At 50.3% G+C, this 25,366-nt stretch carries 23 protein-coding genes; 8 read left to right on the top strand and 15 right to left on the bottom strand.

What is annotated here, in order from left to right; genetic code table 11:
* Nucleotides 1–38 precede the first annotated feature (38 nt).
* Nucleotides 39–1,760 (top strand): alkaline phosphatase D family protein, encoded by a 1,722-nt coding sequence (locus K3T82_RS05430; RefSeq protein WP_220192468.1) that lies wholly within the window; start codon nucleotides 39–41, stop codon nucleotides 1,758–1,760.
* 55 nt (nucleotides 1,761–1,815) lie between these two features.
* Here K3T82_RS05430 and K3T82_RS05435 read toward each other — a convergent pair whose 3' ends face one another.
* Together K3T82_RS05435 and K3T82_RS05440 are read right to left on the bottom strand one after the other, a co-directional pair.
* On the bottom strand, nucleotides 1,816–2,892 hold the full coding sequence (locus K3T82_RS05435; RefSeq protein WP_220192469.1) for a lipocalin-like domain-containing protein: 1,077 nt from the start codon (nucleotides 2,890–2,892) through the stop codon (nucleotides 1,816–1,818).
* Between the two features lie 5 nt (nucleotides 2,893–2,897).
* Nucleotides 2,898–5,210: an MMPL family transporter gene (locus tag K3T82_RS05440; RefSeq protein ID WP_220192470.1), complete on the bottom strand. Its 2,313-nt coding sequence runs from the start codon at nucleotides 5,208–5,210 to the stop codon at nucleotides 2,898–2,900.
* Nucleotides 5,211–5,765: 555 nt separating this feature from the next.
* On the opposite strand from K3T82_RS05440, the gene smpB reads away from it, so the two are divergent.
* Together smpB and K3T82_RS05450 are read left to right on the top strand one after the other, a co-directional pair.
* Complete coding sequence (smpB, locus tag K3T82_RS05445) at nucleotides 5,766–6,263, top strand: SsrA-binding protein SmpB (RefSeq protein WP_220192471.1); 498 nt, start codon at nucleotides 5,766–5,768, stop codon at nucleotides 6,261–6,263.
* 121 nt (nucleotides 6,264–6,384) lie between these two features.
* Nucleotides 6,385–6,753, top strand: a complete 369-nt coding sequence (locus K3T82_RS05450) for a VOC family protein (protein WP_220192472.1) — start codon at nucleotides 6,385–6,387, stop codon at nucleotides 6,751–6,753.
* A gap of 11 nt (nucleotides 6,754–6,764) precedes the next feature.
* On the opposite strand, the gene K3T82_RS05455 is transcribed toward K3T82_RS05450, so the two are convergent.
* The 9 genes from K3T82_RS05455 to K3T82_RS05495 form a co-directional block, all read right to left on the bottom strand.
* Nucleotides 6,765–6,920 carry a hypothetical protein gene (locus tag K3T82_RS05455; protein ID WP_220192473.1) on the bottom strand — a complete coding sequence of 52 codons (156 nt, stop codon included), beginning with the start codon at nucleotides 6,918–6,920 and terminating at the stop codon, nucleotides 6,765–6,767.
* A gap of 222 nt (nucleotides 6,921–7,142) precedes the next feature.
* On the bottom strand, nucleotides 7,143–7,661 hold the full coding sequence (locus K3T82_RS05460; protein ID WP_220192474.1) for a GNAT family N-acetyltransferase: 519 nt from the start codon (nucleotides 7,659–7,661) through the stop codon (nucleotides 7,143–7,145).
* 127 nt (nucleotides 7,662–7,788) lie between these two features.
* A complete protein-coding gene (locus K3T82_RS05465) occupies nucleotides 7,789–8,775 on the bottom strand; it encodes a GNAT family N-acetyltransferase (RefSeq protein WP_220192475.1) in 987 nt (328 codons plus the stop codon).
* A 74-nt stretch (nucleotides 8,776–8,849) separates the two neighbouring features.
* Nucleotides 8,850–9,863 carry a GNAT family N-acetyltransferase gene (locus K3T82_RS05470; protein ID WP_220192476.1) on the bottom strand — a complete coding sequence of 338 codons (1,014 nt, stop codon included), beginning with the start codon at nucleotides 9,861–9,863 and terminating at the stop codon, nucleotides 8,850–8,852.
* Nucleotides 9,864–9,921: 58 nt separating this feature from the next.
* Nucleotides 9,922–10,920: a GNAT family N-acetyltransferase gene (locus K3T82_RS05475; RefSeq protein ID WP_220192477.1), complete on the bottom strand. Its 999-nt coding sequence runs from the start codon at nucleotides 10,918–10,920 to the stop codon at nucleotides 9,922–9,924.
* Nucleotides 10,921–10,990: 70 nt separating this feature from the next.
* Nucleotides 10,991–11,815, bottom strand: a complete 825-nt coding sequence (locus K3T82_RS05480; protein ID WP_220192478.1) for an ABC transporter permease — start codon at nucleotides 11,813–11,815, stop codon at nucleotides 10,991–10,993.
* 38 nt (nucleotides 11,816–11,853) lie between these two features.
* A complete protein-coding gene (locus K3T82_RS05485) occupies nucleotides 11,854–12,807 on the bottom strand; it encodes an ABC transporter ATP-binding protein (RefSeq protein WP_220192479.1) in 954 nt (317 codons plus the stop codon).
* A 235-nt stretch (nucleotides 12,808–13,042) separates the two neighbouring features.
* Nucleotides 13,043–13,243: a hypothetical protein gene (locus K3T82_RS05490; RefSeq protein ID WP_220192480.1), complete on the bottom strand. Its 201-nt coding sequence runs from the start codon at nucleotides 13,241–13,243 to the stop codon at nucleotides 13,043–13,045.
* A gap of 348 nt (nucleotides 13,244–13,591) precedes the next feature.
* A complete protein-coding gene (locus K3T82_RS05495; protein ID WP_220192481.1) occupies nucleotides 13,592–14,644 on the bottom strand; it encodes a LacI family DNA-binding transcriptional regulator in 1,053 nt (350 codons plus the stop codon).
* A 504-nt stretch (nucleotides 14,645–15,148) separates the two neighbouring features.
* On the opposite strand from K3T82_RS05495, the gene K3T82_RS05500 reads away from it, so the two are divergent.
* From K3T82_RS05500 to K3T82_RS05510, 3 genes are all read left to right on the top strand, one after another.
* Nucleotides 15,149–16,123 (top strand): carbohydrate ABC transporter permease, encoded by a 975-nt coding sequence (locus tag K3T82_RS05500; RefSeq protein WP_220192482.1) that lies wholly within the window; start codon nucleotides 15,149–15,151, stop codon nucleotides 16,121–16,123.
* A 110-nt stretch (nucleotides 16,124–16,233) separates the two neighbouring features.
* A complete protein-coding gene (locus K3T82_RS05505; RefSeq protein WP_220192483.1) occupies nucleotides 16,234–17,136 on the top strand; it encodes a carbohydrate ABC transporter permease in 903 nt (300 codons plus the stop codon).
* 71 nt (nucleotides 17,137–17,207) lie between these two features.
* Nucleotides 17,208–18,566 (top strand): ABC transporter substrate-binding protein, encoded by a 1,359-nt coding sequence (locus tag K3T82_RS05510; protein ID WP_220192484.1) that lies wholly within the window; start codon nucleotides 17,208–17,210, stop codon nucleotides 18,564–18,566.
* A gap of 112 nt (nucleotides 18,567–18,678) precedes the next feature.
* On the opposite strand, the gene K3T82_RS05515 is transcribed toward K3T82_RS05510, so the two are convergent.
* The 4 genes from K3T82_RS05515 to K3T82_RS05530 form a co-directional block, all read right to left on the bottom strand.
* Nucleotides 18,679–19,053 (bottom strand): hypothetical protein, encoded by a 375-nt coding sequence (locus K3T82_RS05515; RefSeq protein WP_220192485.1) that lies wholly within the window; start codon nucleotides 19,051–19,053, stop codon nucleotides 18,679–18,681.
* Between the two features lie 183 nt (nucleotides 19,054–19,236).
* Complete coding sequence (locus K3T82_RS05520) at nucleotides 19,237–21,705, bottom strand: transglutaminase domain-containing protein (RefSeq protein ID WP_220192486.1); 2,469 nt, start codon at nucleotides 21,703–21,705, stop codon at nucleotides 19,237–19,239.
* A gap of 5 nt (nucleotides 21,706–21,710) precedes the next feature.
* The gene (locus K3T82_RS05525; RefSeq protein ID WP_220192487.1) at nucleotides 21,711–22,928 is read right to left on the bottom strand and encodes a DUF58 domain-containing protein; all 1,218 of its coding nucleotides are present in this window, start codon (nucleotides 22,926–22,928) and stop codon (nucleotides 21,711–21,713) included.
* A 3-nt stretch (nucleotides 22,929–22,931) separates the two neighbouring features.
* Nucleotides 22,932–23,903: an AAA family ATPase gene (locus K3T82_RS05530; protein ID WP_220192488.1), complete on the bottom strand. Its 972-nt coding sequence runs from the start codon at nucleotides 23,901–23,903 to the stop codon at nucleotides 22,932–22,934.
* A gap of 749 nt (nucleotides 23,904–24,652) precedes the next feature.
* On the opposite strand from K3T82_RS05530, the gene K3T82_RS05535 reads away from it, so the two are divergent.
* Both K3T82_RS05535 and gatC read left to right on the top strand, forming a co-directional pair.
* Nucleotides 24,653–24,910 carry an acylphosphatase gene (locus tag K3T82_RS05535; protein ID WP_220192489.1) on the top strand — a complete coding sequence of 86 codons (258 nt, stop codon included), beginning with the start codon at nucleotides 24,653–24,655 and terminating at the stop codon, nucleotides 24,908–24,910.
* A 164-nt stretch (nucleotides 24,911–25,074) separates the two neighbouring features.
* The gene (gatC, locus tag K3T82_RS05540) at nucleotides 25,075–25,365 is read left to right on the top strand and encodes an Asp-tRNA(Asn)/Glu-tRNA(Gln) amidotransferase subunit GatC (RefSeq protein ID WP_220192490.1); all 291 of its coding nucleotides are present in this window, start codon (nucleotides 25,075–25,077) and stop codon (nucleotides 25,363–25,365) included.
* The last annotated feature ends 1 nt before the right edge of the window (nucleotide 25,366 follow it).

Consider the following 25,366-nt stretch of genomic DNA (forward strand, 5'->3'; position numbering starts at 1 on the left):
TTCTAGGGTCCTACCCGATGAAAGGATGCTGCAATACTATGACCCTTCCACTGGTTGGACCAATTGTGCGTGCTACCACTACTTCGGAAGCCATCATCTGGGCAGAGTTCGCCTATCCCTGCAAAGTAACAGTAACAGCCTACCCTCTCCACACCCCTTCAAGCGGAGCCATCCACACTACGGTATCAACACTTAGAGCTGGGGGCCATTTCTATGCTGTCGCTCGACTCAATGGCCTCACACCTGCGACTTGGTATACCTATGAACTCCACACCCTCCCTGAAGCCACCTCTACTATTCCCTCCAATGCTCAACTCCGCCAGTGCTTCCGCACCTTCGCAGCTTCCAACATTGAACAAAAGTCTTCCTTGCGAATCGCATACGGCTCTTGCCGTAAGCTGGATCACCCTGAAAAAGATACGCTGACGGCTTTTGGTTCCTGGTTAGAGGAGCACTTTGAGCAGCGAGATGACTTATGGCCTCATGTGCTACTCATGATTGGGGACCAGATCTATGCCGATCAGCCTCCCCCTGACTTAGCATCTCAGGTTAATCCAGTCGCCTCACGCTTTGAGGAGTTCACAACCCTTTATAAGCACGCCTGGACCTATGATCAGGGCATACGCCAGGTCCTTGCCATGCTGCCAACGTATATGATATTCGATGACCATGAGATTACCAATAATTGGAACGCGGCACCCAATTGGCAGCAACAGGCCCTGCGTAACGGACAGGAACAAACCATTGTGGATGGCTTGGTCGCGTACTGGCTCTATCAAGGCTGGGGTAATCTCCCCTCCAATGCCACAACCCCACATCCGCTACTCGCTCTTACACAGGCAGCACAGGAGAGTGGCGAGGACGCTCTTGAGGCTTTGCGGTACTCCATACGTACAACGCTTAGTGAGACAACCCACATTCCCTGGCACTATAGCATCGCGACCAGCCCCTCGATCTTTGTTACCAATACACGTACAGAGCGCACCTCGGGGCTCGCGGCAAATGATGAACGTATCTACGCTCCCACTTCGATTCTGGGCGATGAACAGATGCAGGATTTTCAATCGTGGCTAGATGACAACCCAGATGCCGTAACCCTCCTGGTCTCCTCGGTTCCTCTTTTGCTTCCGCCACTAATCGGCCTGGTTGAATACTATGCAGGGCAGCGTCTCTGGAGCGCCCAGCGAGGTATACGAGGTTGCCTGGGGCGCTGGCTGGCTCAACTGCAAATCAAGGTAGCGGAGAAGGCCAGCTTTGATCACTGGCCCCTCTATGCCGCGAGCTGGCGCGCTCTTCTCACCATGCTCAACCAGCGCCAGGGAATATCACTCATTCTCTCAGGAGATGTTCACTTCTCATACGCGGTCTCCGCCGAAACCAGCGCTGAGCAAATGTCACTTCTTCAATTTGTGTGCACCCCTTTCCAAAACGCACTCAGTTCGTCTGATCGTCGGAAGATAGTTTGGCAATCTTTCTTCCAAGGCACAAGTTATGGAGACTTACGCACACGCCTGCTTCCGCTACAGCCCAAACATAAGACAGCCGAGATCAAGCGTAATCATCTCTACCAGGATTCTCTGGCATTGCTTACTCTGCAAACCGAAATGCCCACAAAATATCAGATCAGTCATACCTACTTTGGTCTCATCGATGATCGGCTTAAAGAGGTCGCACACGTCACACTACCAGCACTTTCACAACCACAGAAGCGCAACCAATCAAGTGGTCACAAGGTAGATGAGTCAGTACGCACGGTATAAGATACGGCGGCACCTCTTCAGATGGAGAGGTGCCGCCGTGTGAGTAGAAACGAGGCTACTTGAGATAGCCAGTAAGCTCGATATAGCCCTGACCAGTAAGATTTTGTTTGTCCTGTCGCCCCTCAATTTCGACTGCGCCCTCCCAGTAGGTCTTCCCAGTTGTGCGCGTCGTGACGAGTTCTTGATCCTTAAGTAAGGGCCGAATCGTCAGATCCAGTCCCAGATCCTGGATCATGACACGCCAGCCAGAGGGGTAGGTAATACCAGTAGTAGGGCTGGTCCAATGCTCTAAAACTGTGTTCTTGACAGCCTGCGCGGGTATCACGCGATCCTGTCCCTGGTTGCCGATATAGCCCGCATAAGTGGAGATGACATTCCCTTTATCATCGCGAATGAAATAGATCATAATATCCGCTCCATTGCTGAGTTGCAGGCTATACCAGTCCCAACCGCTAGATCCCAGGGTCAGGAAATTTCCCCACTGGTGATCCATCCATGCCTGCCCGCTGACCTGGAGCGGCTGTCCATGATCAGTCAGGGTTCCACGCACACTCATTCGTGTGCGCGAGTAGTAATACGAGAAACCACCCAGCCCATAGGTAATTAGCCCATTACCATTATGCAAAGCGGGAGGCTTCATGCTACTAAGATCAAGCTTGATAGCATACTCTTTCATCGCGGCCTGAAGATGATCGTGTCCATTGAATCCCTGAATGGTCCAATCACCAACACTGGCATGAATGCCCTGAGTCTTAGATTTCTCCACAGGTATCATGATGCTACGCTGGTCATAGGCAAAGCGCTGACGAGAGAGGTCGCTGATCGCGAAGTGCGCGGTATAGAGTGGCGGCAGATCACTACGCAAGCTCTGGAAGATGACAAGCTCAAAACCATAGTGCTTCCCCTGTTCTCCATCCAGGTGACCAGTATAGTACCACCACTCGGTAAGGTAGTTGTGTGCGCCCTCATCCTTAGGCAGGCTGGCAGGCGGGAGAGACGGCTGTTGATTCGCGGTTTTGACCAATGGCAATTGCGCGTCTGTCTCAACCATACCAGGAAAGGCGCAGGATGAGAGCAGAACGCAGTACCCTAACAGAAGCGCCAGACTTGCCCGTCTCCATAGACTCATCATACGCATCATTCTTTTCCTCCTACCGGCGCATCTTGCGCATCACGCAATTCTGTCAATGCGGCTCTATCCTCACTCCCTGTAACCTCGGCAAAGATAGCAGGCTTACGTTGTACTCCCACGAACGGTAACCACCAGTTCCAGTCTCCTAGCAGTCGCATTGTCGCTGGAACCAGCAGACCGCGCACAAATGTCGCGTCCATAAAGACTGCCAAGGCCATTCCCACACCTACGGCCTTGACCAGAATCACGTCAGCCGTGGCAAAGCAGGCGCTAACGACAATAACAATCACAGCCGCACTCGTAATAATACCGCCACTTCTCTGCAAACCCAGAGCTACCGAACGTGTATTGTCGCCAGTCTGCCAGAAAGATTCTTGAATCCGCGAGAGAAGGAAGACCTCATAGTCCATCGAGAGACCGAAGATGGTACAGAAGAGTAGAATCGGGCTTGACGCCTCAACAAAGCCCAGCGGCGTAAAATTGAGGAATTGATGCAAGAAACCATCCTGAAAGATGATGACCAGCGCCCCATAGCTTGCCAGGATAGAGAGGGTGTTCATGAGAATGGCCTTGAGGGGCAAGACCAACGACCGGAAGAGCAGGAAGAGCACAATGTATGTAATACCAGAAATGATCAGTACCGCTTTGGGAAATTCAGTATAGAGGGTATTAACATAATCAATATTCGCCGCTGCTCCACCATCCACCAGAACACTAATCCCATTCCCTGGAGTCGTATTACGAATTGTCTGCGCCAATTCCTGTGAACGAATATCATTCATCTCGTATTTACTGACTACCTGAATCAGAAGCGTGTTACCAGAAACGGTCGACTTAAGCAGGGTTCCCAGATAGGGATCGGAGACTAGTTGCTGGTTCTGATAGAGCAGTTGATATTGCTCCAGGGTAAAACGAGGGTCGGCGCTCACGATACTATCAACACGTTGGACACGTGGATCAGCTTCGATACGCTGAACATATTCATAGAGGTGGCGCACATTATCAGGGCGCAAAGCATCACCCTTCGTCTGCACCGCCAGAATAATAGGTGTCGTCTCACGCATATTGAAACGCTGCTGCAATAGGTCAAACGCCTGGCGTGAGGGAACATATGGTGGCAAGATAGAGGCATCCGGAGCTGAGAAGCGAACTCCAAGGAAGGGCAGACCAAAAGCAATCAGCAGCACCAGCACAGTACTGAAGATACTCACAGGATAGCGCATAACAAACTGCGAGAGACGATACCAGAAGCCGTAATGATCGTCCACAATGGCAGGTTGACGACGGCGCCACAGACGCGGCACGCGCACTGGCAAGGAGTTAACACGTTCACCCAGAATCATCAGCATCGCTGGTAGAAGTGTCAAGGCAGCAAGCACTGCCAGCAATACTACTAGTATCCCTCCTATCCCCACTGAGTGCAGCATGTTGATACTGAAAAACGTCAGGCCAAAGAGGCCAATTGAGACAGTCAGGCCAGAGAAGGCTACAGCACGACCGGCGGTCGCTACAGTGAGGATAGTCGCTTCATTCACGCTTCTCCCCTGTGCCAGTTCTTCGCGGAAGCGGCTAACCATAAAGAGCGAATAGTCCACTCCCAGGCCCAGGCCAAAAAGTGTCGTAATATTGAGTACAAAGATGGAGAGGTCAGTTATCTGTCCCAAGCCAAAGATCAGCGCTAAGGCGACCACAACGGCAAAGCCACCTACCAGAGTTGGTAAGATAGACGCGACCACGGAACGGAAGACCAGCAATAACGCGATAATGGCAAAGGGGAAAGCCAGGATCTCAGCGCGCCGCAGATCATTTTCGCTGACCTTCTGAATATCCTCGTAGAAAACTGGACCTCCACCTATTTGATAGGAAAGACCATCAGCCTTGCCCAGGCGTTGCTCCAATTGCGACAACAATTTGGGGGCATCATTAGAACTTGCCTTGAGCTCTACGTTCACATAAGCCGCGCGCCGATCCTGCGAAATCTGACGTGGATTGTCTGTATAGGAGACGATACGCGCGACTTCTGACCAGGAGCGGACTCTGGCTAACGATTGGTCGAGCTTCTGCCCAAAGGCGACATCCTCAACATGATACTTGTCACTCGTATAAATTATCTGCACCGATGTAAGATTCAGGTGCAGCTTCTCTGTCAGCAGATTTATAGCTTGCTGAGATTCGACGTCAGGGCTAGAGAAGCCCCCAGACCGCAAGACAGAGCTAGCCCTTGGCGCAAAAGGGAGGGCCAACAACCCCGCCAGTACCCAGAATCCAATTATCCACCAGCGGTAACGCGTCGCGAACTTCCCAATGGAATAAAACATGCAAGTACCTCTTGTACCACTTTTGACTTCAGAAATCAGGCTCTTAATCCCTGCCCTTCACACCCACTATTGAGAGTCTACCGTTTGTTGACGCCCATCCTCCAACGAGATGGGTAGGAGGGCTATATATCACCATTCGATTGATCTGTTTGAGAACTACTCACATAGTATAGGCGCTACAAACCAAAGTGAACAAGGACACTTCATAACTCATTGTGAACAGTCCCAGATTTGTTTTCGCATAAGCTTGGTCTTCCGCGCCTTCAGCATCCAAGAGATTAGGGGTGTTGTGAGGTAAGCAGACGAATCAGGCAAGAAATTTTGCGCTGAGTTGTCTTGTGCGAGAGCACATACTATAATAGTGCTATCCAGCTTTTCAGGTCTTTGCGCGCCAGGGGCGGCGAATTGGCGGGCATACGGCCTCCCTTCGATCCTCACTCCCCACGCCGTAAGGACCTCCTGCGGCATACGACAGCAATCGCAACTGTAAGAGACCGCAGTGTTCCTGCTTGCGCGCAAGCAGAGAGACGACCCCGTGTTGAGGAGGAAGCAGACATGGCGAAGACAAGCACAAAACAAAAGACAGAGCAGGCGCAACGCGAAAATTCAAAGGTTATCTCGGTCAACCGGCAGGCATACCATGACTATACCGTGGAGCAAACCATCGAGGCAGGCATCTCACTGGTCGGAACAGAGATCAAGTCGATCCGTGACGGCAAGGTTAACCTGCGTGGCTCCTACGCTATGACTCGCAACGGCGAAATCTGGTTGGAGAACGCCCACATCGCGGTCTATGAGCATGGTAATCGCTACAATCATGAACCACTTCGTAAACGCAAGCTACTATTGCATAAGCGTGAGATTAATCAGCTTATGCAACGCGTCGCGACTAAAGGTCTCACACTCATCCCGCTCAAGATGTATCTGAAGGGTGGACGCGCCAAGGTTGAGCTAGGGCTCTGCAAAGGTAAGAAACTCTATGACAAACGCCAGGCTCTCGCCGAACGTGACGTAAAGCGCGATATCGAACGCATTATGCGTGGGCGTTATTAGTCATACCCTGGTTGAGGGGAGAAGCAAGCGCGGACCTCCTTGCAAGAAGAGACCTGACATTCAGCTTCATCTCCTCTTGAGCCCATAAAAGGTTCAGAAGCAACTAGGAAAAGGTAAGAATATGAGTATCCTTGGCATACACCACGTTCAAATTACAATTCCCAAGGGGGCGGAAGAGGAAGCCCGCGCCTTCTATTGCACTGTGCTGAACCTACCGGAGATTGAGAAGCCCGAATCGCTCAAGGGGCGCGGCGGTTTCTGGATACAAGTTGGTGAGAGACAGGTGCACATAGGAACGGAAGAAGGAGTTGAGCGCTCGGCAACCAAAGCCCACATCGCCTATCAGGTCGAAGATGTAATAGTATGGCGGGACCGACTAACAGCACATGGCATCAAAGCGCTAGACTCGGTGCCAATTCCAGGGTTTGAGCGCTTTGAATTCCGCGATCCCTTCGGCAATCGTGTCGAATTTATTCAGGAGCAACCATAAAGGGATAGTGATTAGCGTGCTCTTCGGTATGTATAGAGAGTGTAGACGGCAATCCCGCAACCTATAAGAATGAGCAGGACACCAACGACGAGCATAAGCATAAGCCAGGTTCGTGCTCCATTATCACTGCTCACCGTTTCCATCGCAAGCATTGCGGAAGTTCCCATGCGTATCATCTCACTTTCGTTCTCTGGACGTAGAGTCCATTATTATGAGCAACTTGACGGAGCACGCTGCAAGCAGCGAATGATGACTAAGATGCTGAACCAGTATCTCGATCCGGCTGAGGATACTGCAAACATAGTAGCAGAATCGCAGCACATAGGGAAAGAGACAGGACCTTGCAACCAGCCCATAATGGCGCTCGCAAGGCCTGTCTGTATAAACTGTTAGCAGGCAGCTTCAGCATAGAGAAGAGCATCAGAAGTCGCCGAGTATAGCATCTTCACATAAGCTGCATCACGCAACTCGTAGCCTTCGCGCTCAAGTAGATTCTTCGCCGCAAGGTCCTGATTATGGGCAACATACTGCAACGCGAACGGCCTCTCTATAGCAAGCTCATCCACGATATCACGCGCGCGCTGCTCCGCCAGACGTATCAGCAGAGTGCCAATACCACGACCTCGATAGGCGGGATGAACGATGAGAGTCAGCGTAAGATAGCTCGCACTCTCATATAACATCACATCAGTATAGGCCACAATCTCTTGAGACTTACAAACAATCACCCAGGCATCGCGCTCCAGCCGCAACCCTTGAGTTCGCCAACGCGTCTGTACGTCATCCTCCACTCTCTGATATCCGTCCGTATCCTTACAATCACACTCTATATGAAACAACCTTTGTATCCCTGCGAGATCCGCTAGTACAGGACGTCTCGCCGCTAGGTTATGTAGACGTACAATCATACATTTCTCCATTCGGGAGAATCATCTCCCGTGCATCCCTACAACATGCCTGGAGAAAGAGATAAACAGGTAGCGGTTCGGTACGAGTGCCTTCCGATTTGGCTTACATCTTCTGCTCTCAAGGCACTTAGACCGCTAGCGTCTGTATCCTTAACTCCTTCCCCGCCCGTAATTCCTTCTCATAATCCACAGCTTGCTGCGCGACATGCATACCAGCTCGCTCGTAGAGGCGTGTAGCCCCAGTCAAACTCTGTGCGTCAACGTGGAGATGCACATTATGAACATCGCGATGATAGAACACACCAAAGGCATGACGCAAGATCGCCATCCCTAAACCATGACGCCGCCAATCACGCCGCACTCCAAGCGTGCTAACATAGCCTACATCTTCTGCCTCTCTCCGGCAGAGGGCCATCGCGACCACCTCATCTCCAACCATTGCGAGAAAGCAGAGGGTCGGATCAAAGCCCTTGTATCCCACATTGAAGTGCAACCATTCCTGATAGTCGCGTGGCAGAAACCCCCAATGATCCTGAAAAAAGTCCATCTCCGCGTCAAAGACGATCCGCTCCATGCCTGGCTGAAAGGTTTCCATTCTGACACCTTCAGGCAATATGGCTTCGACTGGCTCCCCGTTCAATTCGATAGCCATACGCCATGTCTGGCGTATACGTTGAAGGCCATGTCGCTCAAACAGGCGTATATTCGCCTGGCTCCTGACATCTGTACCTGCCGCCAGCACAACACGAAGATCCGATTCTACCCATGTCGTCAGGGTGCGGGCACGCTCCTCAAGCCTGGCAAGCAAGTAATCATCCAGACCCTTTTCGCGATATACAGGAGAAACATTGATGCGGATATCCTGCCTGATGGGTTGAAAGTGAAAGAGCATCCCGATACCGACAAGCGCCCCTTCGCTGGTGAAGATCAGCAGGCTATCCTGTTCCAGGTCCAGGCCTGGTGCTGACAGGGAGGTCTTCGCACGTTCCTCTGTATATTCAGCCTTGCCCTCCAGGGCGATCTCATCAAGATTCATCAGCCGAGCAATGGCGAGTGCGTCGCCCGTTGTCGCCGGGCGCGTGCTATAGCCATGAGGCAATTGATATTCAGACATTTCTATAAAATACTCCTTCCGCCAGAAAGCGAGCCACTACTTATGTCTTGCTCCCCAGCGATATGCGGTGATGCTTACTCCTCGACGAGTGTTTCAGTTCCACGCTCAACACCAGGGCGCAGCTCTTTCTCGTAGTTCAGGAACTCCTTAATGGCATGCATCCCAACTTTCTCGTACAGACGCGTCGCACCTGTCAGGCTTGTTGCATCTACTCCCAACAAGACATCAGGCAGGCCACGTTGATAGAAGGCATTGAATGCTTCATGCAATAGGGCCTGAGCCAGGCCCTTGCGCCGCCATGCTCGGCGCACTCCCAGGGAATGCACCCAGCCCTCGTACTCACCTTCCTGAGCAGTTTCTTTGGCGCAGAGCGCGATACCAGCAATCTGCTCGCCATCCATTGCCAGAAACCAGAGCGATGGATCAAAGGTCTGAGGGTTAAGAGCGTGATGCGCCCACTCATCGTAGTCATCTCCTACAAAGCCCCAGTGATCGCGGAAGATGTCTTCATCAGCTTCAAAGACTGCACGCTCCATGCCTGGTTGGAAGGTCTGCACATGGATATCAGAAGGCCAGATAGGCTGAGTGAGTGGCTCCTCCAGCTCAATCTTCATCCGATAGAAGCGCCGCGTCAACTGGAAACCATGCCGCTCCAATAGTCTCTGACGGGCTGTATAGCGTGCGTCAACCCAGGTGCGCTGTATGACACGTAATCCATCAGCAGCCAACGCGATATGCTCTCTCGCGCGTACCTCGCCCCAATTGAGCAATACCTGTTCGATAGCGCTATCCTGGTAATCCATGCGCATCACCATATTCAACCAAGTGTGAACATGCTGCTGATGATCAGTAGTAGCATAGCCGATGAGTTCGCCATGCTCATTGAGGGCCACTCGCGTATCTATTTGGAGGTCAAAGCTAGGCGCAGCAAAGTCGTGCCGCAACTCATCTTCGCGACTGGACAAGGGCTCGACAGGTTCAATGCCAAGCGCTTTATCACGCTCCACATATAGCATCCCTATAGCAGTAATGTCATCAAAGGTAGCGGGGCGTAGCTTCATGCCCTGTGGTATTTGTGTTTCAAGCATTGCCTTCCTCGTTCAGGATCGAACCATCATTTTTCCGCAATACATCAATCAACGGAGTTCAAGCTTGCTCAAGCATCTGAGTACGGATATCGCGTCCAGGGCGTAGAATCTGCTCATAAATGGTATACTCACACGCGACATGCATTCCAGCACGCTTATAGAGATGGGTAGCGCCTGTCAGGCTCTGAGCATCCACACCCAGGTAGATATCTCGAATTCCTTCTCTATAGAACTCACCAAAAGCGTGATATAGCAGCGCCAGTCCCAGACCCTTACGCCGCCATGCACGCCGCACGCCCAAGGTATACACCCAACCATCTCCCCTCTCCTCGGCACAACGAGCGTAGGCGGCAACCTGCTCACCATCCATAGCAAGGTAGAAGCAACCAAGATCTTGCCTAGAATTGAGAGCACGCTCACGCCATGCCTCGAAGGTGGAGGGAACATGGCCCCAATGGTCGGCAAAAGCTTCTTCGTGCGCTTCAAAGATCGCGTGTGATATACGTTCATCGTCCTGAGATGGATCTTCTATGAGTTCTTTAAAGGTTCGTAGCTGGAAGCTGGGTGCCCATTGTGGCTGCTCAGGTTGCCCCTCAAGAGTCCGTTTCATGGTCCAGAAAGAACGAATATGCTGGAAGCCTTCATGCTCCAGAAAGACCCGATGAGCACTATCTTTGGCATTTGCCCTGGTGCTCAACACAACCTGCATATCTTCCGGAGCCAGGGTGATATGCTCATTTGCGCGTGACCTTGCCCAGCACAGGAGTTTTTGCTCCACACGCCCACGATAGGCAGGCAACACATCCATATTAAAGTCGACTTCTATATGCTGCTGATGGCGAAGCCCAACCCAACCGACAATCTCATCTTCAGCTGTCACCAACACACGCACGCTCTCTGCGAGCTTATAAGTTGGCCGCGTCCAGATGAATAGCAAATACGCAGAGGATATTCCCGGTACTCCACTAAATTCAAGCGAGCAGACATTCATAATATGCGCGATCTGCGCCGCATCATCTAGTGTCGCTGGGCGGATGCTCAGGCCCTCTATTAGCATTTTCTCCTCACTTTCTCTCAGGAGCTCGCTGGTCGTGTCGTAGATACACGACCAGCGATGCTACCGCACTTTACCCGTTGCGCTTCAAGCGCCCGGTTCGCTTGGAATAGCGTTCAGCAACACCGAAGATATAGATACCCAGCGGAATGCTGATAGCGCCAGCCAGGATCAAAGGCCAGGTATTATTAAGAATTTGTGGTGACCAGATGGGCGAGCCATTAATAATCGCGTTCCGCAGCCCCTCTAATACATAGGTAGCTGGTGAGAAGATCGCGACCTTTTGCATCCACACGGGCAGAACATCAATCGGATAGTAGACTCCTGAGAAGAGCAGCAGAACCGCGCGAATGATAAAGGACATCTGTGACCCCTTCTCAGTAAAGAGCAGAGGTAGAACTGAGGACGCAATCCCAAAGCCAATAAAGGAGATGCTGCCTACCAACAGGATAAAGAGCGCTGATAGGTAGTTCGCATGGCCCAGGTCCAGGTGGAAGAAGGCTCCCACAATCAGCAATTGCAGGACGGAGAAGAGCAGGCCGTGAGCAATAGCATACCAGCAGCTTCCGATGAGGTGGGTAAAACGCGAGATAGGAGCCATAAAGGTATGCTCAATGGTCCCCTCCCACCGCTCAATATTGATCACATCCGTGACGCCTTCAAAGGTCACACTCAGGTAGGACCAGACCGATGTACCAATCAGGAGCACCAGAATGTAGTAGTTCTCCTTCACCGGATCGGTCTCGCCAGCCAACTTGGCAATAAAGGTCACAGTCAGCGCGTTGGCGATATTATAGATTAGCCAGACAATCTCCCAGGCCCAGTAGCGCTTGGTCAAGTTCCAGTTGCGCTCGAAGAAGGCATAAGCAGCCCGGCCTTGATGCATCAAAGTCGACATAACAGGTTTATTCCCTTTCGTAAATTGCAAGTGATGAACTACTCTTCCTCTTCGCGCTCGGCTTCGAGGGCCTCAAAGGCTCTCTCCCAGCTTCCATAGCGCTTGATATCCTCTTCTGTAATCTGGCGAGTCGCCGTATAGTGCATAAACACTTCGTTCATAGTGGCTGGTTCTTCGCGTCCCATGAGCAAACCCACCTGACGCTTCAGGTCCTCAGTCGTGCCCAGAGCCATCAGGCGCCCTTGATCAATGATCGACACACGATCACAGAGAGCCTCGGCCTCATCCATATCGTGTGTGGTAATCAAGATGGTAGCGTCATGCACATCACGCAACTCGTTCACAAAGTTTTGCACGTCGATCTTAGAGCGTGGATCAAGGCCCGTGGTTGGCTCGTCAAGCAAAAGCACAATGGGAGAGGTCAGGAAAGCGCGGGCGATAGCGACCTTCTGCTGCATACCACGCGACATATTCTCCAGGGGTGCATTAATACGGTCAGGCTTGATGCCCAGGCGACCCAGAATCATATTGATACGCTCTCGCGCCTCAGCGCCCGGCATGTTATAGAGGCGGGCGGCATACAAGAGATTCTCCATTGGTGAGAGCTTCTTGAAGAAGGATGCTTCTACGCTCACCCGGTTGATCAGACGCTGGATCATGCGCTCGTCTTTAATGACGTCGTAGCCAAAAACGCTCACACTGCCCTCGTCGGGAATAAGTAGTGTTGAGATCATACGAATGAGCGTGGATTTTCCCGAACCATTGGCACCTAGAATACCAACAATCTCACGCCGCTTAATGGTCAGGCTCACCCGATCAACGGCTCGTATCTCCTGCTTCTCTGGCTTCTCAGCATCAGCCTTCTTGCGTAACCAGCCAAACATGGGGCGTGGTTTCTTAAAGATCTTAGACACGCCATCAATAACAACAGCATCACGTGTCACATCTATCGTGATCTCATCCAATAAGGGATTTTTCATCGTAGCGACCACTTGCCTCTACTCCTTCCAGATACACATGCACAAACCATGCGAACCATACTACAGGACAAAATATACAAACAGACGTCCACCACTACAGCAACCACATATCAATCGTACATACCGCCTCCTTATGTATCCATTAACAAAACCACATTGAGGAAATAAGAAAAATACAACAAAAAACCGTGGGAACTGGATTTCATATCTGCGCCAGTTGCCCACGGTTGGAGGTTTTCTCAGTAATTCACCTGTCTCTCTCGACAGGTGGTCCTCCACCTGAAATGGGCACACTGCACCCCTGAGCCACGCGGAAAACTTCACCACGCAGCGCCAACATCCCGCCACCAAAGGTCGGGAATGCGGAGGCAGCAAGCAATACATGCGCATCACGGGACGTAAAGGGCATAATAGTATATTGCCACTTCATGATAGTGTGCTTAATCATGATTGCCTGCTCCTTTCAAAGAATGTGTCCTAAGGTCTTATCCGAAAACCAACCCTCATTCGAGGGCACGGCGCCGCTGGTCGTGTCTAGCGCTGACGCGCTCAAGTTTCCGGATAAGAAGTAAATATAATATGCCATACGAGCGCTGAGTATGTTTATTACGCTCAATACGCCGCACCCTTATATATTGGATGCAATGGTAGTGATTAGATAACGTAATCCCTACCGTTGGTAAGTATACGAGACGCTCCTGGGCTTTGTCAAGGGGCAAAGAAAGAGAGAGAGAAGGGCCTGACAAACAATTTTGGAGCTCACAATAAGGTTGTTTAAACTGGATACTCTGAGCAATCAAATGTTGTATGGGAGCACGCTTGCTCGTTTCACCAGATCGACATCAATAGTATGTGTTAAGCCAACAGCCTCAGGACTGGCAATGCGAGCCATTAAGCTTTTAATCGCAGTGGCTCCCATAACCTCTTTATGCACACGAACTGTTGTCAGAGGAGGAGAGAGATGAGATGCAATATCAACGTCATCAAAACCAACAATCGATATATCTTCAGGAACTCTACGCCCGAGTTCCCTCAACGATTGCATAGCATAATTAGCCGTTCCATCATTCACACAGAAAAGAGCGCTAAAGGGAAGGCGAGAGTCAATAAGGCGCTTACAGGCCGCATATACATCATCGGCATTGCTAATATTGCAAAATTGTTGGAGCTCATTGTGGATTGGTAAATGAGCATCACTAAGCGCCGATAGATAGCCTTCTTTTCGACGCTCAAACGTATAAATGATGTTTTGACGCTGCGATACATAGCCACCCAGGAAGGCAATCTGGCAATGCCCCTCTTCAATCAAATATCCCACGGCTTCTTTCGTACCTTCAAAGTTAGCGGAAAGTACAGAATCGATATGTTGTCCCGGGATACGAACATAGTTATCGACGAGCACAAGAGGAACATTTGTTGCTTGAATTGTATGAACCATAGTGGAGTTGGCAGGTCCAACGAGCAGAATCCCATCAAGGTGCATCGCATGCAACTTACTGAGCAATTCATATTGTGGCATATTCAGGCTAACGCCACAATAGGTCACACGTATATCTGACTTGCGTGCCTCAATCTCCGCTCCATGAAGAATGTGTAACCAGAAGATATCAAGCGGGGGCTCATCCAGATCACTATAGGTCAGAAGAAAGCCAATTTCTTTGAGCGCTCGTTTTTTCTGGCGCGACGAAGAAGGGCTAGACTTAAAATAGCCCAGGTCAACCGCAACCTGGAGCACACGTTGACGCAACTCGTCTTTGATGTTGCTATGATTGTTTAGCACGCGAGAAACTGTGGCGATAGAAACCTCAGCCTCTTTGGCGATATCCTTCACTGTGACCAAGCGAGCCATTTCACCTCACCTCACTGCTAGCTCATAATGTAAAAAGAACAGAAAATTTACAAGGTTTTTCATAACATTTTTCTATTTATAAGTCAATAGTGGCCATCTTTAATAAATATCACAGACAATTTATCTTGAACACTATGCCATACTATACAACCAGAAATCTCTCTCAAGGCGCTTTTAAACAAGTTAAAAATCAGGTGACCATGCTTATAGATATAAATTTTTTTGTGCGCGATTTATCTCATCAATAAAGTAAATATTGACTTTTACGTAAATCTTGGGTAATCTTTTCAAAATCAAGCGTTTCCAATGAGAAGACTCAGAGAAGATTTGATATATACAATAAACGAAATGCTTGCTACACACAAAAGCACATATATCAATCTACTCATTAGCGCTTGATACCCACGTTCTTTAAAAATGCTTTCGCGTAAGCAGAAAAGCAGGGAAGCCCTTTCTACAAGAAACTATGTTGTTTTTTACCTGGCGTAGAAGGAGGGTAACACAATGGATGTGTCAAGCATTCAAGCGAAGGAAACGTCATCAAAGATCGAATCTGAGCACAAGAAAAGGGGACGAACGGGACGTGTAAAACAGCTAGAAGCACGGGAAGCGCGTAGCTTCTGGTTACTGATCTCCCCCTGGATTATAGGCTTTATTGCCTTTACTGGACTCCCCATCATTGCCTCCCTGTTCCTGAGTTTTACAGATTATACAGGGACGGCATTAGCACCAACCTTTACTGGTCTGGCAAACTATCAAGCCTTATTTGAAGATCCAGTCTATTTGAAATCGATTGGCGTTTCGACTTACTACACGATTCTCCTGGTACCGCTTTCAGTGGTCTGCTCCTTGCTCCTTGCACTCCTGCTCAATCAGCGAGTCCGCTTTCAGGGCATTTTTCGAACTATATTTTACATGCCCAGTTTCTTACCTGGAGTAGCGGTATCGCTGCTATGGGTCTGGATCTTGAGTCCAAACTTTGGTCTCGCGAACTACATCCTTAATCTTTTGCATCTTCCCTCTTCGCTCTGGTTACAGGATGAGAACACCGTCATTCCATCATTCGTTCTGATGGCGCTATGGTCTATTGGCGGTCCAATGGTCGTCTTCCTTGCATCCTTACAAGGCATCCCATCTGAATTGTATGAAGCCGCCGCACTCGATGGCTCAAACGGTTGGCATAAATTTATCTCGATCACCGTCCCCATGCTGAGCCCCGCGATCCTCTTGAATTTGATAACCAGTGTGATCGCGGCCTTCCAAATCTTCGTTCCAGCCTACGTTGTCAGCAATAGCGGCAGCGGGGTTGGACCAAACTACTCGGCCCAGTTCTATGTCCTTTACCTCTTTAATAACGCATTCCAATACTTCAAGTTTGGCTATGCAGCCGCGCAGGCATTGATCCTGTTTATTATCATCCTGCTCCTAACCATTTTGTTGCTGTGGGGCAGTCGCCGTTTCGTGTACTACGAATCATAGGCAAGCAGTAATAGACAGCATATAAGCTAGATGTGCGAAAACCTATGCAGCCAGTGTAATGCGCATCTAGTTTTTCAAGAGGTAGTAACGAAGGAGAAAGCAATAGAGCTATGGCGATCCAGACAAACATCAATACACAACGAGCGGAACATCCAGCCAGGGCAATCCAGGCCTGGAATCGGCGGATAGGAAAAACAGTTGTTTACATTTTACTGGTCCTACTGAGTATTATCTTCGCGGGACCACTCCTATGGATGCTCTCAACATCCCTTAAGTCGCTGGCAGATGTTAGCGTCTTTCCTCCTATTATTTTCCCGAATCCGCCTTTGTGGTCAAACTTTGTGACCGCTTTGACGCAAGTTCCTGTGTTTCAATTCATGGGCAACTCAGTTGCCTACTGCATCCTGGCCCTGATAGGCGATCTCCTTTCATCGTCGCTGGTAGCTTATGCCTTTGCACATGTACGCTTCCGCTATCGGGAGATCGTCTTTGTGTGTGTGCTGGCAACCATGATGGTTCCCTATGAAATATTGATTATCCCTCAGTTCCTCACATTTAGATCGTTAGGCTGGATTGACACCTACCTCCCCTTGATTGTGCCTACATTCTTTGGGAGCCCCTACCTGATTTTCTTGCTACGGCAAGCATTCCGTTCTCTCCCGCGTGAACTGATTGAGGCCGCCAAACTGGATGGCGCGAATCATCTCACTATCTGGTGGCGCATCGTCCTGCCGCTCTCGAAGCCTGCGCTAGCGGCTGTCGCCATCTTTTCCTTCATATTCCATTGGAACGACCTGACTGGCCCATTGATCTACCTCAATACAAATGAAAAGTATCCAATCAGCCTCGGACTGACCCAGTATACGGCCAGCCTGGGACAAACCCAGTGGAACATGCTCATGGCGGCATCTCTTGTCGCGATTATTCCCTGTATCGTTGTCTTCTTCTTCTCCCAGCGCTATATGGTGCAGGGTATTGTCGTAGCGCGTGTCAAGACAGATGAGAGAGGATGAGGAACATGCGTCAGCAGCTTATGTACAGACCTGAGAAGCATATCTCCAGTACAACAAAACAAGGTAGGCATATGAGCAAAGCGTTAAGGGAAACGCTCGTATTGGCGATGCTACTATCGGCCCTTGCACTGATTTTTAGCAGTTGCAGCGTGCTGGGCATAGGTGCAGAAAGTTTCTCGGGGAAGACAACTATCAACTGGCTGGTTCGAGCGGACCCTCAGAACAATCCCTGGGAATATCAGGTGGTCAAAGAATTTGAGGCTAGCCATCCCAATATTCACGTCCAAATAGTCATCTCGCCAGGAAGCGCCAATTACGATCAAAAGAATGAAACGATGTCTGTGGGTTTTGTGCCTGCCGATGTCTACTCAACCTGGGGCAATAATAGCTGGGCGGATAATGTGTACAGAGGATTTGCCGCAGACCTGACGCCATTTATCAATGCTTCTCATTTCTCTTTTGAGGGCATGGATAAAAAGCTATTGGACCAGTACAGCGTCAAGGGTCATGTCTATGCCATCCCCTTTGCGACTGGCGGCAGCTATATCTTCTACAATGTAGACATGTTGAAGAAGGCGAATTTACCTACGCCTCCTACTAACTGGGATGACCCCAACTGGAACCTGGATACCGCACTAAAATATGCCAAAGCTCTTTCGACACCCGACGCTCCACTTACCCAACGCGAATACGGCTTGAGCGATGATTTGTGGCCGGAGAACGCGACTTCGCTCCTCTTTGGAGGGGACATCTTCCCGCAATCAGCCTATAAAACAGGTGTCATCGATTCTGTGACCGCGAACAGTCCAGAGGTTATACAGGCCGAGCAGTTCAAGCAAGATCTGATTTACAAGTACAAATACATGCCCAACCCCGCGGATGCATCTGTGCTCAACGGCTTTCTCAGCGGCAAAGTAGGCATGACAATGAACGGTGTCTGGGGCTTCTGGTCCTACCAATCCGTCAAGTTCCAATGGGCAGCGGCTCCCCTGCCAACGATCAAGACGAACACAAATGTTCTCTTTACTGATCCCTGGATGATGTCAAAGAACACTCATCATCCCCAGGAATCCTGGGAGTTCATTCAGTGGTTATGTAGTCCAGAACATGGCGCTAAATCGTATATGGAATCATCTGGTGCGATTCCCCCCTGGAGCCAGTTGATACCAGCATGGGCAGCCAAGACACATAAGATTATGCCATCACTGAGTGAACAGCAGTTAATTGAACTTGCTCAGGGGTCATTAGCACATGGGCAGGAATCTATCAATCATCTAGCTATCAGCTATGGACAGTATGATAGCGCGATTGGGACCATTACATCCGCAGCCTTCGCCAGCAACAAACCGGTGCCAGCGACACTTGATCAACTTCAGCAGCAACTGCAATCTACCATCAAGCAAGTTGGCCCTCTCAGGCCATTACAATAACGTATTGAATTGCACGAAAAGAGGATTCAGGCCCATAAACCTGAATCCTCTCTTTATTTCCTGAGCGCCACAGATGCGAACAGGAGAAGCTCGGGATACTAGCTATTACAGGCTATTCGCCCTCACCTAACAGGGATTGCAACAATTGCGCCAACTTGCCCTGCTGTATCTTTTGAATAAAATCTGTGTGCTTCTGGACCGCCTCATCTACAGTTTTGCTGCTAGCTTCCGCGAGCACCAAACGGATCAAGGTGAGGTAGCCACCTTGCTGGGGATAAATAGCCGTTATGTAGCCACGCCCCATCCGCTGATCGTTAAAGGTGGCAACCACATAGCGCTTACCATTAGGAGCGGGCGCGCTATGACGCGCCACATCTAGCGTTTGCAAACGCACTGGTGAGGCCCCTGGTATAACAAGCTCACGCGACGCTTCTTCCACGATTGGGATAAGCGTCTGCTCGCTATTCTCCGCTGTTTCTAAGGACATTGCGAACCCTCCTGCATCAAAAACCCATAGCGATGCGGCCTGTCGCTAGCGTCTCTCGTCGTTACTAACAGACCGCATCCTCTAGTGTATGCAAACTACTCCATCAGGTCAAGCTTTCTGTACAGATGGTCCCATCTAGCCAGCAAAGAGACAAGAACAAGCAACTCAGAAAGTGCTACAGGTTTATAGATCCTCGTAAAGCATCTTTTGTTGTTTACGTTGCTGTTTATAGCTCTGCCAGAGGTACGCAAGGCGACGTGGTCCCCAACGCAGGAAGTAGGGATGACGTGCGAGGTAGAGGAAGAGCCTGGGTTGAAGCTTGCGCCACAGACCCGGCACATCTTCAAGATCCCCATTGCACCCAGGATGCTCTTTATCCTCCGGGCTAGCCCAGCGCTCACGAGTATAGATATCCCCCAGACGCTTCAGCGTTTCAGACTCAACTGACGCAGCCTCGGCCAACGTCGCCATATACTCATTGGGAGTTAAGGCAGGTCGAAGCTGAATACCAGCCCAACCAGCTAGCAGACAGATGCGGCCATAAACCTGGCTGGTTACGCTTAGATTTCTGAAGAGCTTACGCCACCATAGGCTAAAGACAACCGCGCCAAAGATCAAGCATAAAATCAGGCTTCCCATGGCAATACTTACGGAGCGCCCCAGGTTAGGACCAGTCGTGTTATCACCAGCCGAACTATTGTCAAGCGGATCATTAGAGCCTAGCCTGTTCTGATGATTCTCTCCATTGGTATTGTTTGGATTATTCGGTCCTCCCGTTGGCGTAGTTGAGGGATCGTTTCCATTACCAGTTGTTGTAGGCAAAGGGCGAGAGAAGACAGAGAATGATTGCGAGGGTTCAAAGTTGATCCAACCGTAGCCCGCAAAGTACACCTGTGTCCAGGCATGCGCATCGACGCCATGCACAGCACGCTGATGCGTCTTATTGTCGTACTGCCCATTCGTATACCCGGTTACAACGCGCGCTGGGATACCTTGCGTTCGAGCCATAATTGCCATCGCTGAGGCAAAGTAGTTACAGAAGCCTCGATTACCACTACGGAAGAGAAACCAGGACACCCCTTCCTCATGTGGAGGCTTCTGGATATCAAGATCGTACGAATAGTGTACGCGTAGATAGGTCTCAAGCGCGACGACTTTATCGTACATCGTCTTCTTATCTTTGGTTATATTCTTCGCCAGGCTGGCAATATCTGAATCAAGGCCGCGCGGCAGTTGAGTATAAGCGTTCAGAATATCGGGATCAAAAGCATCTGGAGAGATCGTTCCCTTTGAGTTGACATAGTGAGTTGCATCGACAGGCATAGGTACCCGACGCAACGAATCTTCATCAGCATTCGAGACACTCGAAGTAACTGTATAAGAACTGCCACTGGTCTGGAATCCATTTTGTGCCAGCCACGCTGTTGGCTCGCTGGTTTGCTGGCTCTGCAAGATCGAGGAAGGCAAACTCACTGAGGTAATTTCTGACGCCCCAAAAAGATATGGATATTGGAGCGCAGGCTGGTTCACGACCGTGATCTTCTGCTTCACTTGCTTGGTCTTGAGCGCAGGCGTCGGCTGTGTCTCACCAACACGTACGGTTCGGTTCGAAGTTGGGCTTACTGACCACCCGCTCACCGAATAAGTATCGAAGCTCACCGATTGAATATACTGACTTCCATCGTCACTCTGGACCATAAAGACGAGCTCATTGTTCAGATTAGGATTGCCGCCGAGAGAGAGAGTATCGCGGAAGCTACCTCGATTGGCGGCATTCACACCGCCATTGACAGAAATGATACGGTTCCATGTGTTCTGCAATTGGACCCACGGATTATTATCAGTGCTCCAGACCTGTGCAGCCGTGGCATCTGTGTACCCATAGGGAAGCACCCAGGAAAGTATCAGAATACCAATTGAGATCAGAGAACCTGCCTGCATAATATCCCAGCTCAAGTCCTCCGAGTAGCGTAGCCCCTGCCGATTCCAGCGCTTGATCGATTCAGTGAGATTAAAGCGCAATACCAACAGTAGTGATGCCAGAAGAAAGACAATGAGAAAGATAATATATCCATTAGCGGCATTACTGAGATTGATAAGCAACACTACGGCATTGGCAATAATCATCAACCAGGGGCTACGTGTACGATATACTAGCCAGGCACTTGTATATGCCAGCACAAAACCAAGCATCACGATGAAGAGCAGGAAGATCGCGTCATCGTTGCCAAATCCGCCATGCTGGATAGTATATAGCCAGTCGGAGACCCCTTGAGCTAACGTCTGCACATTCCCCTGATAGAAGGCTCCTGCGGTCTGCCAGAAAGAAATCAAGACGCCAAAAGCGATAATCCCTACATGTAACAATACACTTGGAAAGCGTCGTTGCTTGGCAGAAAGCACACCTCCGACCAACCCCAACAGGGTCGTCAGTGAAAGAATATTTAGATGCTCCACCCAACCAACAGCCTGCACACACCAGATTGTGCTATAGACTACTGCCGCGACCAGCAAGAGTGAAAGCCACCCCTCCTCAAGTCCTAAGCGTAGCGCAATAGGTCCTTCGGGTTTATCCTTTTTCTTGCGGCCTCGCCCCTCATTGGGCGAGCGAGAGATGACCTTGAGCAATCTATCAACCGCAGCATCTTGCATGACACTTACCTCCGTTGTGCGTAGCGCGCTTCAGGGCCACTTTCCAGAATAGGAGTTAGAGGATCTTGACTACGTACATGCAATACAGGGATTCCAGCGCCTTCAAGTAAGGCCAGACTATCTTCGTCTGAAAGCAGCCCTTCTTCAAAAGAGGCGGCATCCAGGCCAATCACGGCAACCTGCACGCCGCGTCGCTGTAACTGTTGCGCTCCCGCGTGCCAATCGCGAGAATTAGAGGGTGTAATGACAATCGCCGCCATGTTGCGCCCAAGATGAAATGCATCCAGGGCCAGCGCCTCTTTTAAGTCAGGTCCTGGACCTGAACGCACAACCGCTAACAACTCTAGCACACGCTCGATCTGCCTATCGCCTCGATCCATAGTAAGTATCTCGCGCCGCTCGCCATTCACAATCATTCCCACCGAGAGGTCCTGGCGCAACAGATGCACAGCGATGGTTGCAGCAATAGTGACGGCATATTCTTCAGTGGAATCTTCATCTTCGCCAGCCTGAACACTCTCATTCAGATCGACAAAGATCCAGACATCCACAGCCGGATCAAGATCAAACTCTTTGACCATCAATTTGTTATGACGTGCGCTTGAACGCCAGTGAATACGGCTCAGAGCATCACCCGCAATATATTCACGAATGGATGTTGCATTTGTCGTCGTTTGCAAAGCGCGTCGAGAAGTCTTACCTCGCCCTGGCAAGCCGCCAGAGAAGAGAGCAAATTGCGTAATAGGCAACACCCGTGGCAAGACTAACAATTCATTTGACGCTGAGAGCGTAAGGCGCCTTCTGAAGAGACCAAAGGGATCACCGCTGATAGCACTGACCGGTCCTAGTTGAAAGCGACCACGCTGGCGACATGGAGTGCGCACACGCCACATAGCCCGCTTCCGCCCTCCCATGCTAGCAACATAGCCCGCGCGATGACCCGGCAGGGTAGAGCCATCAACAATTTGGACCCAGAGCTTAGGAAGCACTCCGAGATTATCCAACATCAGTCGCTCTTCAAAAACCTCACCTACCTGGACCCGTCCGCCAGTACTTGAGCGGCGAAAGATCAGCTTGCGAACGCTATAGCGTGCCCAGAGCCACGATAAGGTAAAGAGCACCAGTAGAACATAGGTAAGCACATACAAATCATGCCAACCGCTACTAACCGCGAAGAAGGCCAGTACTGCCAGGAGTAATAGAGCTTGCCAGGGACGTAGCATATGCTAGCGCCCCCTTCCACCACCGACCCACGCATTCGGCACAGGCACACTCTGAAGGATCTCATCAAGCACCATTGTGGATGTAATGGAGCGAACGCGAGCCGCCGGTGTCACTATGATGCGATGAGCGAGCGTGGGCTTCGTCAAGAGTTTGATATCATCAGGAATAACATAGCCACGACCACGCATAGCAGCCAACGCCTGCGAGGCCCGGAAGAGTGCCAGCGAGCCACGTGGGCTAACCCCCAGGTAGATATTGGGGTGGTTGCGTGTTGCGTTTGCCAAGGACACAATATACTCACGTATAGATTGGTCAACATGGATAGATTTCACCTGCTGCTGAATCGTGACCAACTCCTCAGCAGTCATAATCTGCGCCAGATCTTCCAAAGGGTGATGATGTTGTTGGCTATCCAGAATATTTACCTCATCACCAGGTTGCGGATAACCCAATTTGATATTCATCATAAAACGATCCAACTGGGCCTCGGGAAGTGGGAATGTCCCCTCATACTCGATAGGGTTTTGCGTAGCCATCACCATAAAAGGCTCGGGAAGGCGATAAGATACGCCATCCATAGTCACCTGACCCTCTTCCATAGCCTCCAACAGCGCTGATTGAGTCTTAGGGGTAGCCCGGTTTATTTCATCTGCGAGCACAATTTGAGCCATAATAGGGCCAGGGCGAAACTCGAAGTTGCCCGTTTTCTGGTTATAAATTGAAACACCTGTCACATCGCTGGGAAGAAGATCTGGAGTAAATTGAATACGCTTAAATGTGCAACCAATAGAACGAGCGATAGCTTTGGTCAGCACAGTTTTCCCCACGCCGGGAACATCCTCAATCAAGACATGACCGTGGCAGATAACCGCGATCAGGCTAAACGCGACTGATTCAGCTTTACCTACGATAACACGCTCGACGTTGGCAACCACGCGCTGCACCGCCGTTGCCAGATCCTGTACAGACTGCATATGTTTTTTACCTCTGTGAGGGACTATAGAGAGGTCGATTCTAGACAGATTTTACCATGATTCGCGCCAAAATGCCCCCTTCCTTTAATAAGCTGGCAAGATCACTCCCAAATCAGCCTCGCTGGAGGGCACGCAGTTCTTTAATGTTCAGGGCTAAGAGGTAATAGCATGTTGCGCGGACGTCGCCCGCGCAACATGCTATTACCTCTTAGCTAGAGGGCCCCACTTATATATTTCATCATGCATATGTGCAAGCCCTGACAATTCAGAAATGATACGCGCGTTCTGGCTAACTAGAATAAAACAGTTGATAACGTTGCGGTCCTGACACAATCATCTCTACTGGTCCCTAATTATAAATTGGTGAGTCAACTCTATTAGATGTACCACATAGTATACGGCAAGGAAAGGTATCATCTCACAATTTCGACACTCTTTAGGATACACATCCAACCATTCAGAATACTCATATCTCACAGTACGATTTCGCACATAGATAAAGCCGCCTGAGAACTACACTGATATTATCGTATGGCAATCATGTCTGTTACGTCTTCGGAAAAGAGTACCACTCGCACACCTGGTATACCTCCATAAGAGCAGCGAAATATCCTAATGCTCCCCTGCTCATCTTTCGGTCTACTATATGAACGTGAGTATAGCAAGAGGTGTGCCTTTGAAGCTGAAAAATACTGACGATGGTGAGGGCAAGACTATGCTGTAGGATAAGAGTATGTTAGAATGGGGCCATGAATCAGAGCGAAGATAAGCACAGTCAAACGCAGGCTGAGGAGCTCCATGCCCTGGTGCATGGACGGGTCCAGGGTGTCGGCTTTCGACAATTCGTTGTCGAGCAGGCGCGCCGCTTGCGTTTACGTGGCTATACGCGAAACACAAACAGCGGAGATGTCGAAGTTGTCGCTCAAGGGGCGCGTCCAGCGCAAGAACAGCTCCTTGAGCATCTGCGCCTGGGTCCCCATCGGCCAGTGTACGCCATGTCGAAATGACCTGGAGAGCACTCACAGAGCATTTCACAGACTTCCATATTCGCTGGGACTATACATTATAGCCAAACAGTAGCCTGTTGTAAAAACACTCGCCAACGCCGCCTCATTGGCGGCTAGCTGCGCTCAAGCGCATGAATGGCAAGCTGTCTAAAGAGGGGATGTTTATGATCGATCGCGAAACGGTGACGAGTGTCGCAAAGCTCGCTAGACTCTCGCTCAGCGAGGAAGAGATTAATCTTTTCGGTGGTCAACTGTCCGCCATTCTCGAACATATCCAGATTCTTCAGGAAGCCGATGTGAGTGGTGTCTCACCAACGGCACATGCTTCCCGTCTGACCAATATCACGCGCCTTGATGCTCCTCAGCCTTCATATTCACCCGAAGAGCTCCTGGCAAACGCCCCCGATCAAGATGAAAACTGCCTGAAAGTCAATGCGGTGCTAGAGGGAGAATAAG

The sequence above is a fragment of the Ktedonospora formicarum genome, assembly GCF_016587355.1.
Lineage (GTDB): Bacteria > Chloroflexota > Ktedonobacteria > Ktedonobacterales > Ktedonobacteraceae > Ktedonobacter > Ktedonobacter formicarum.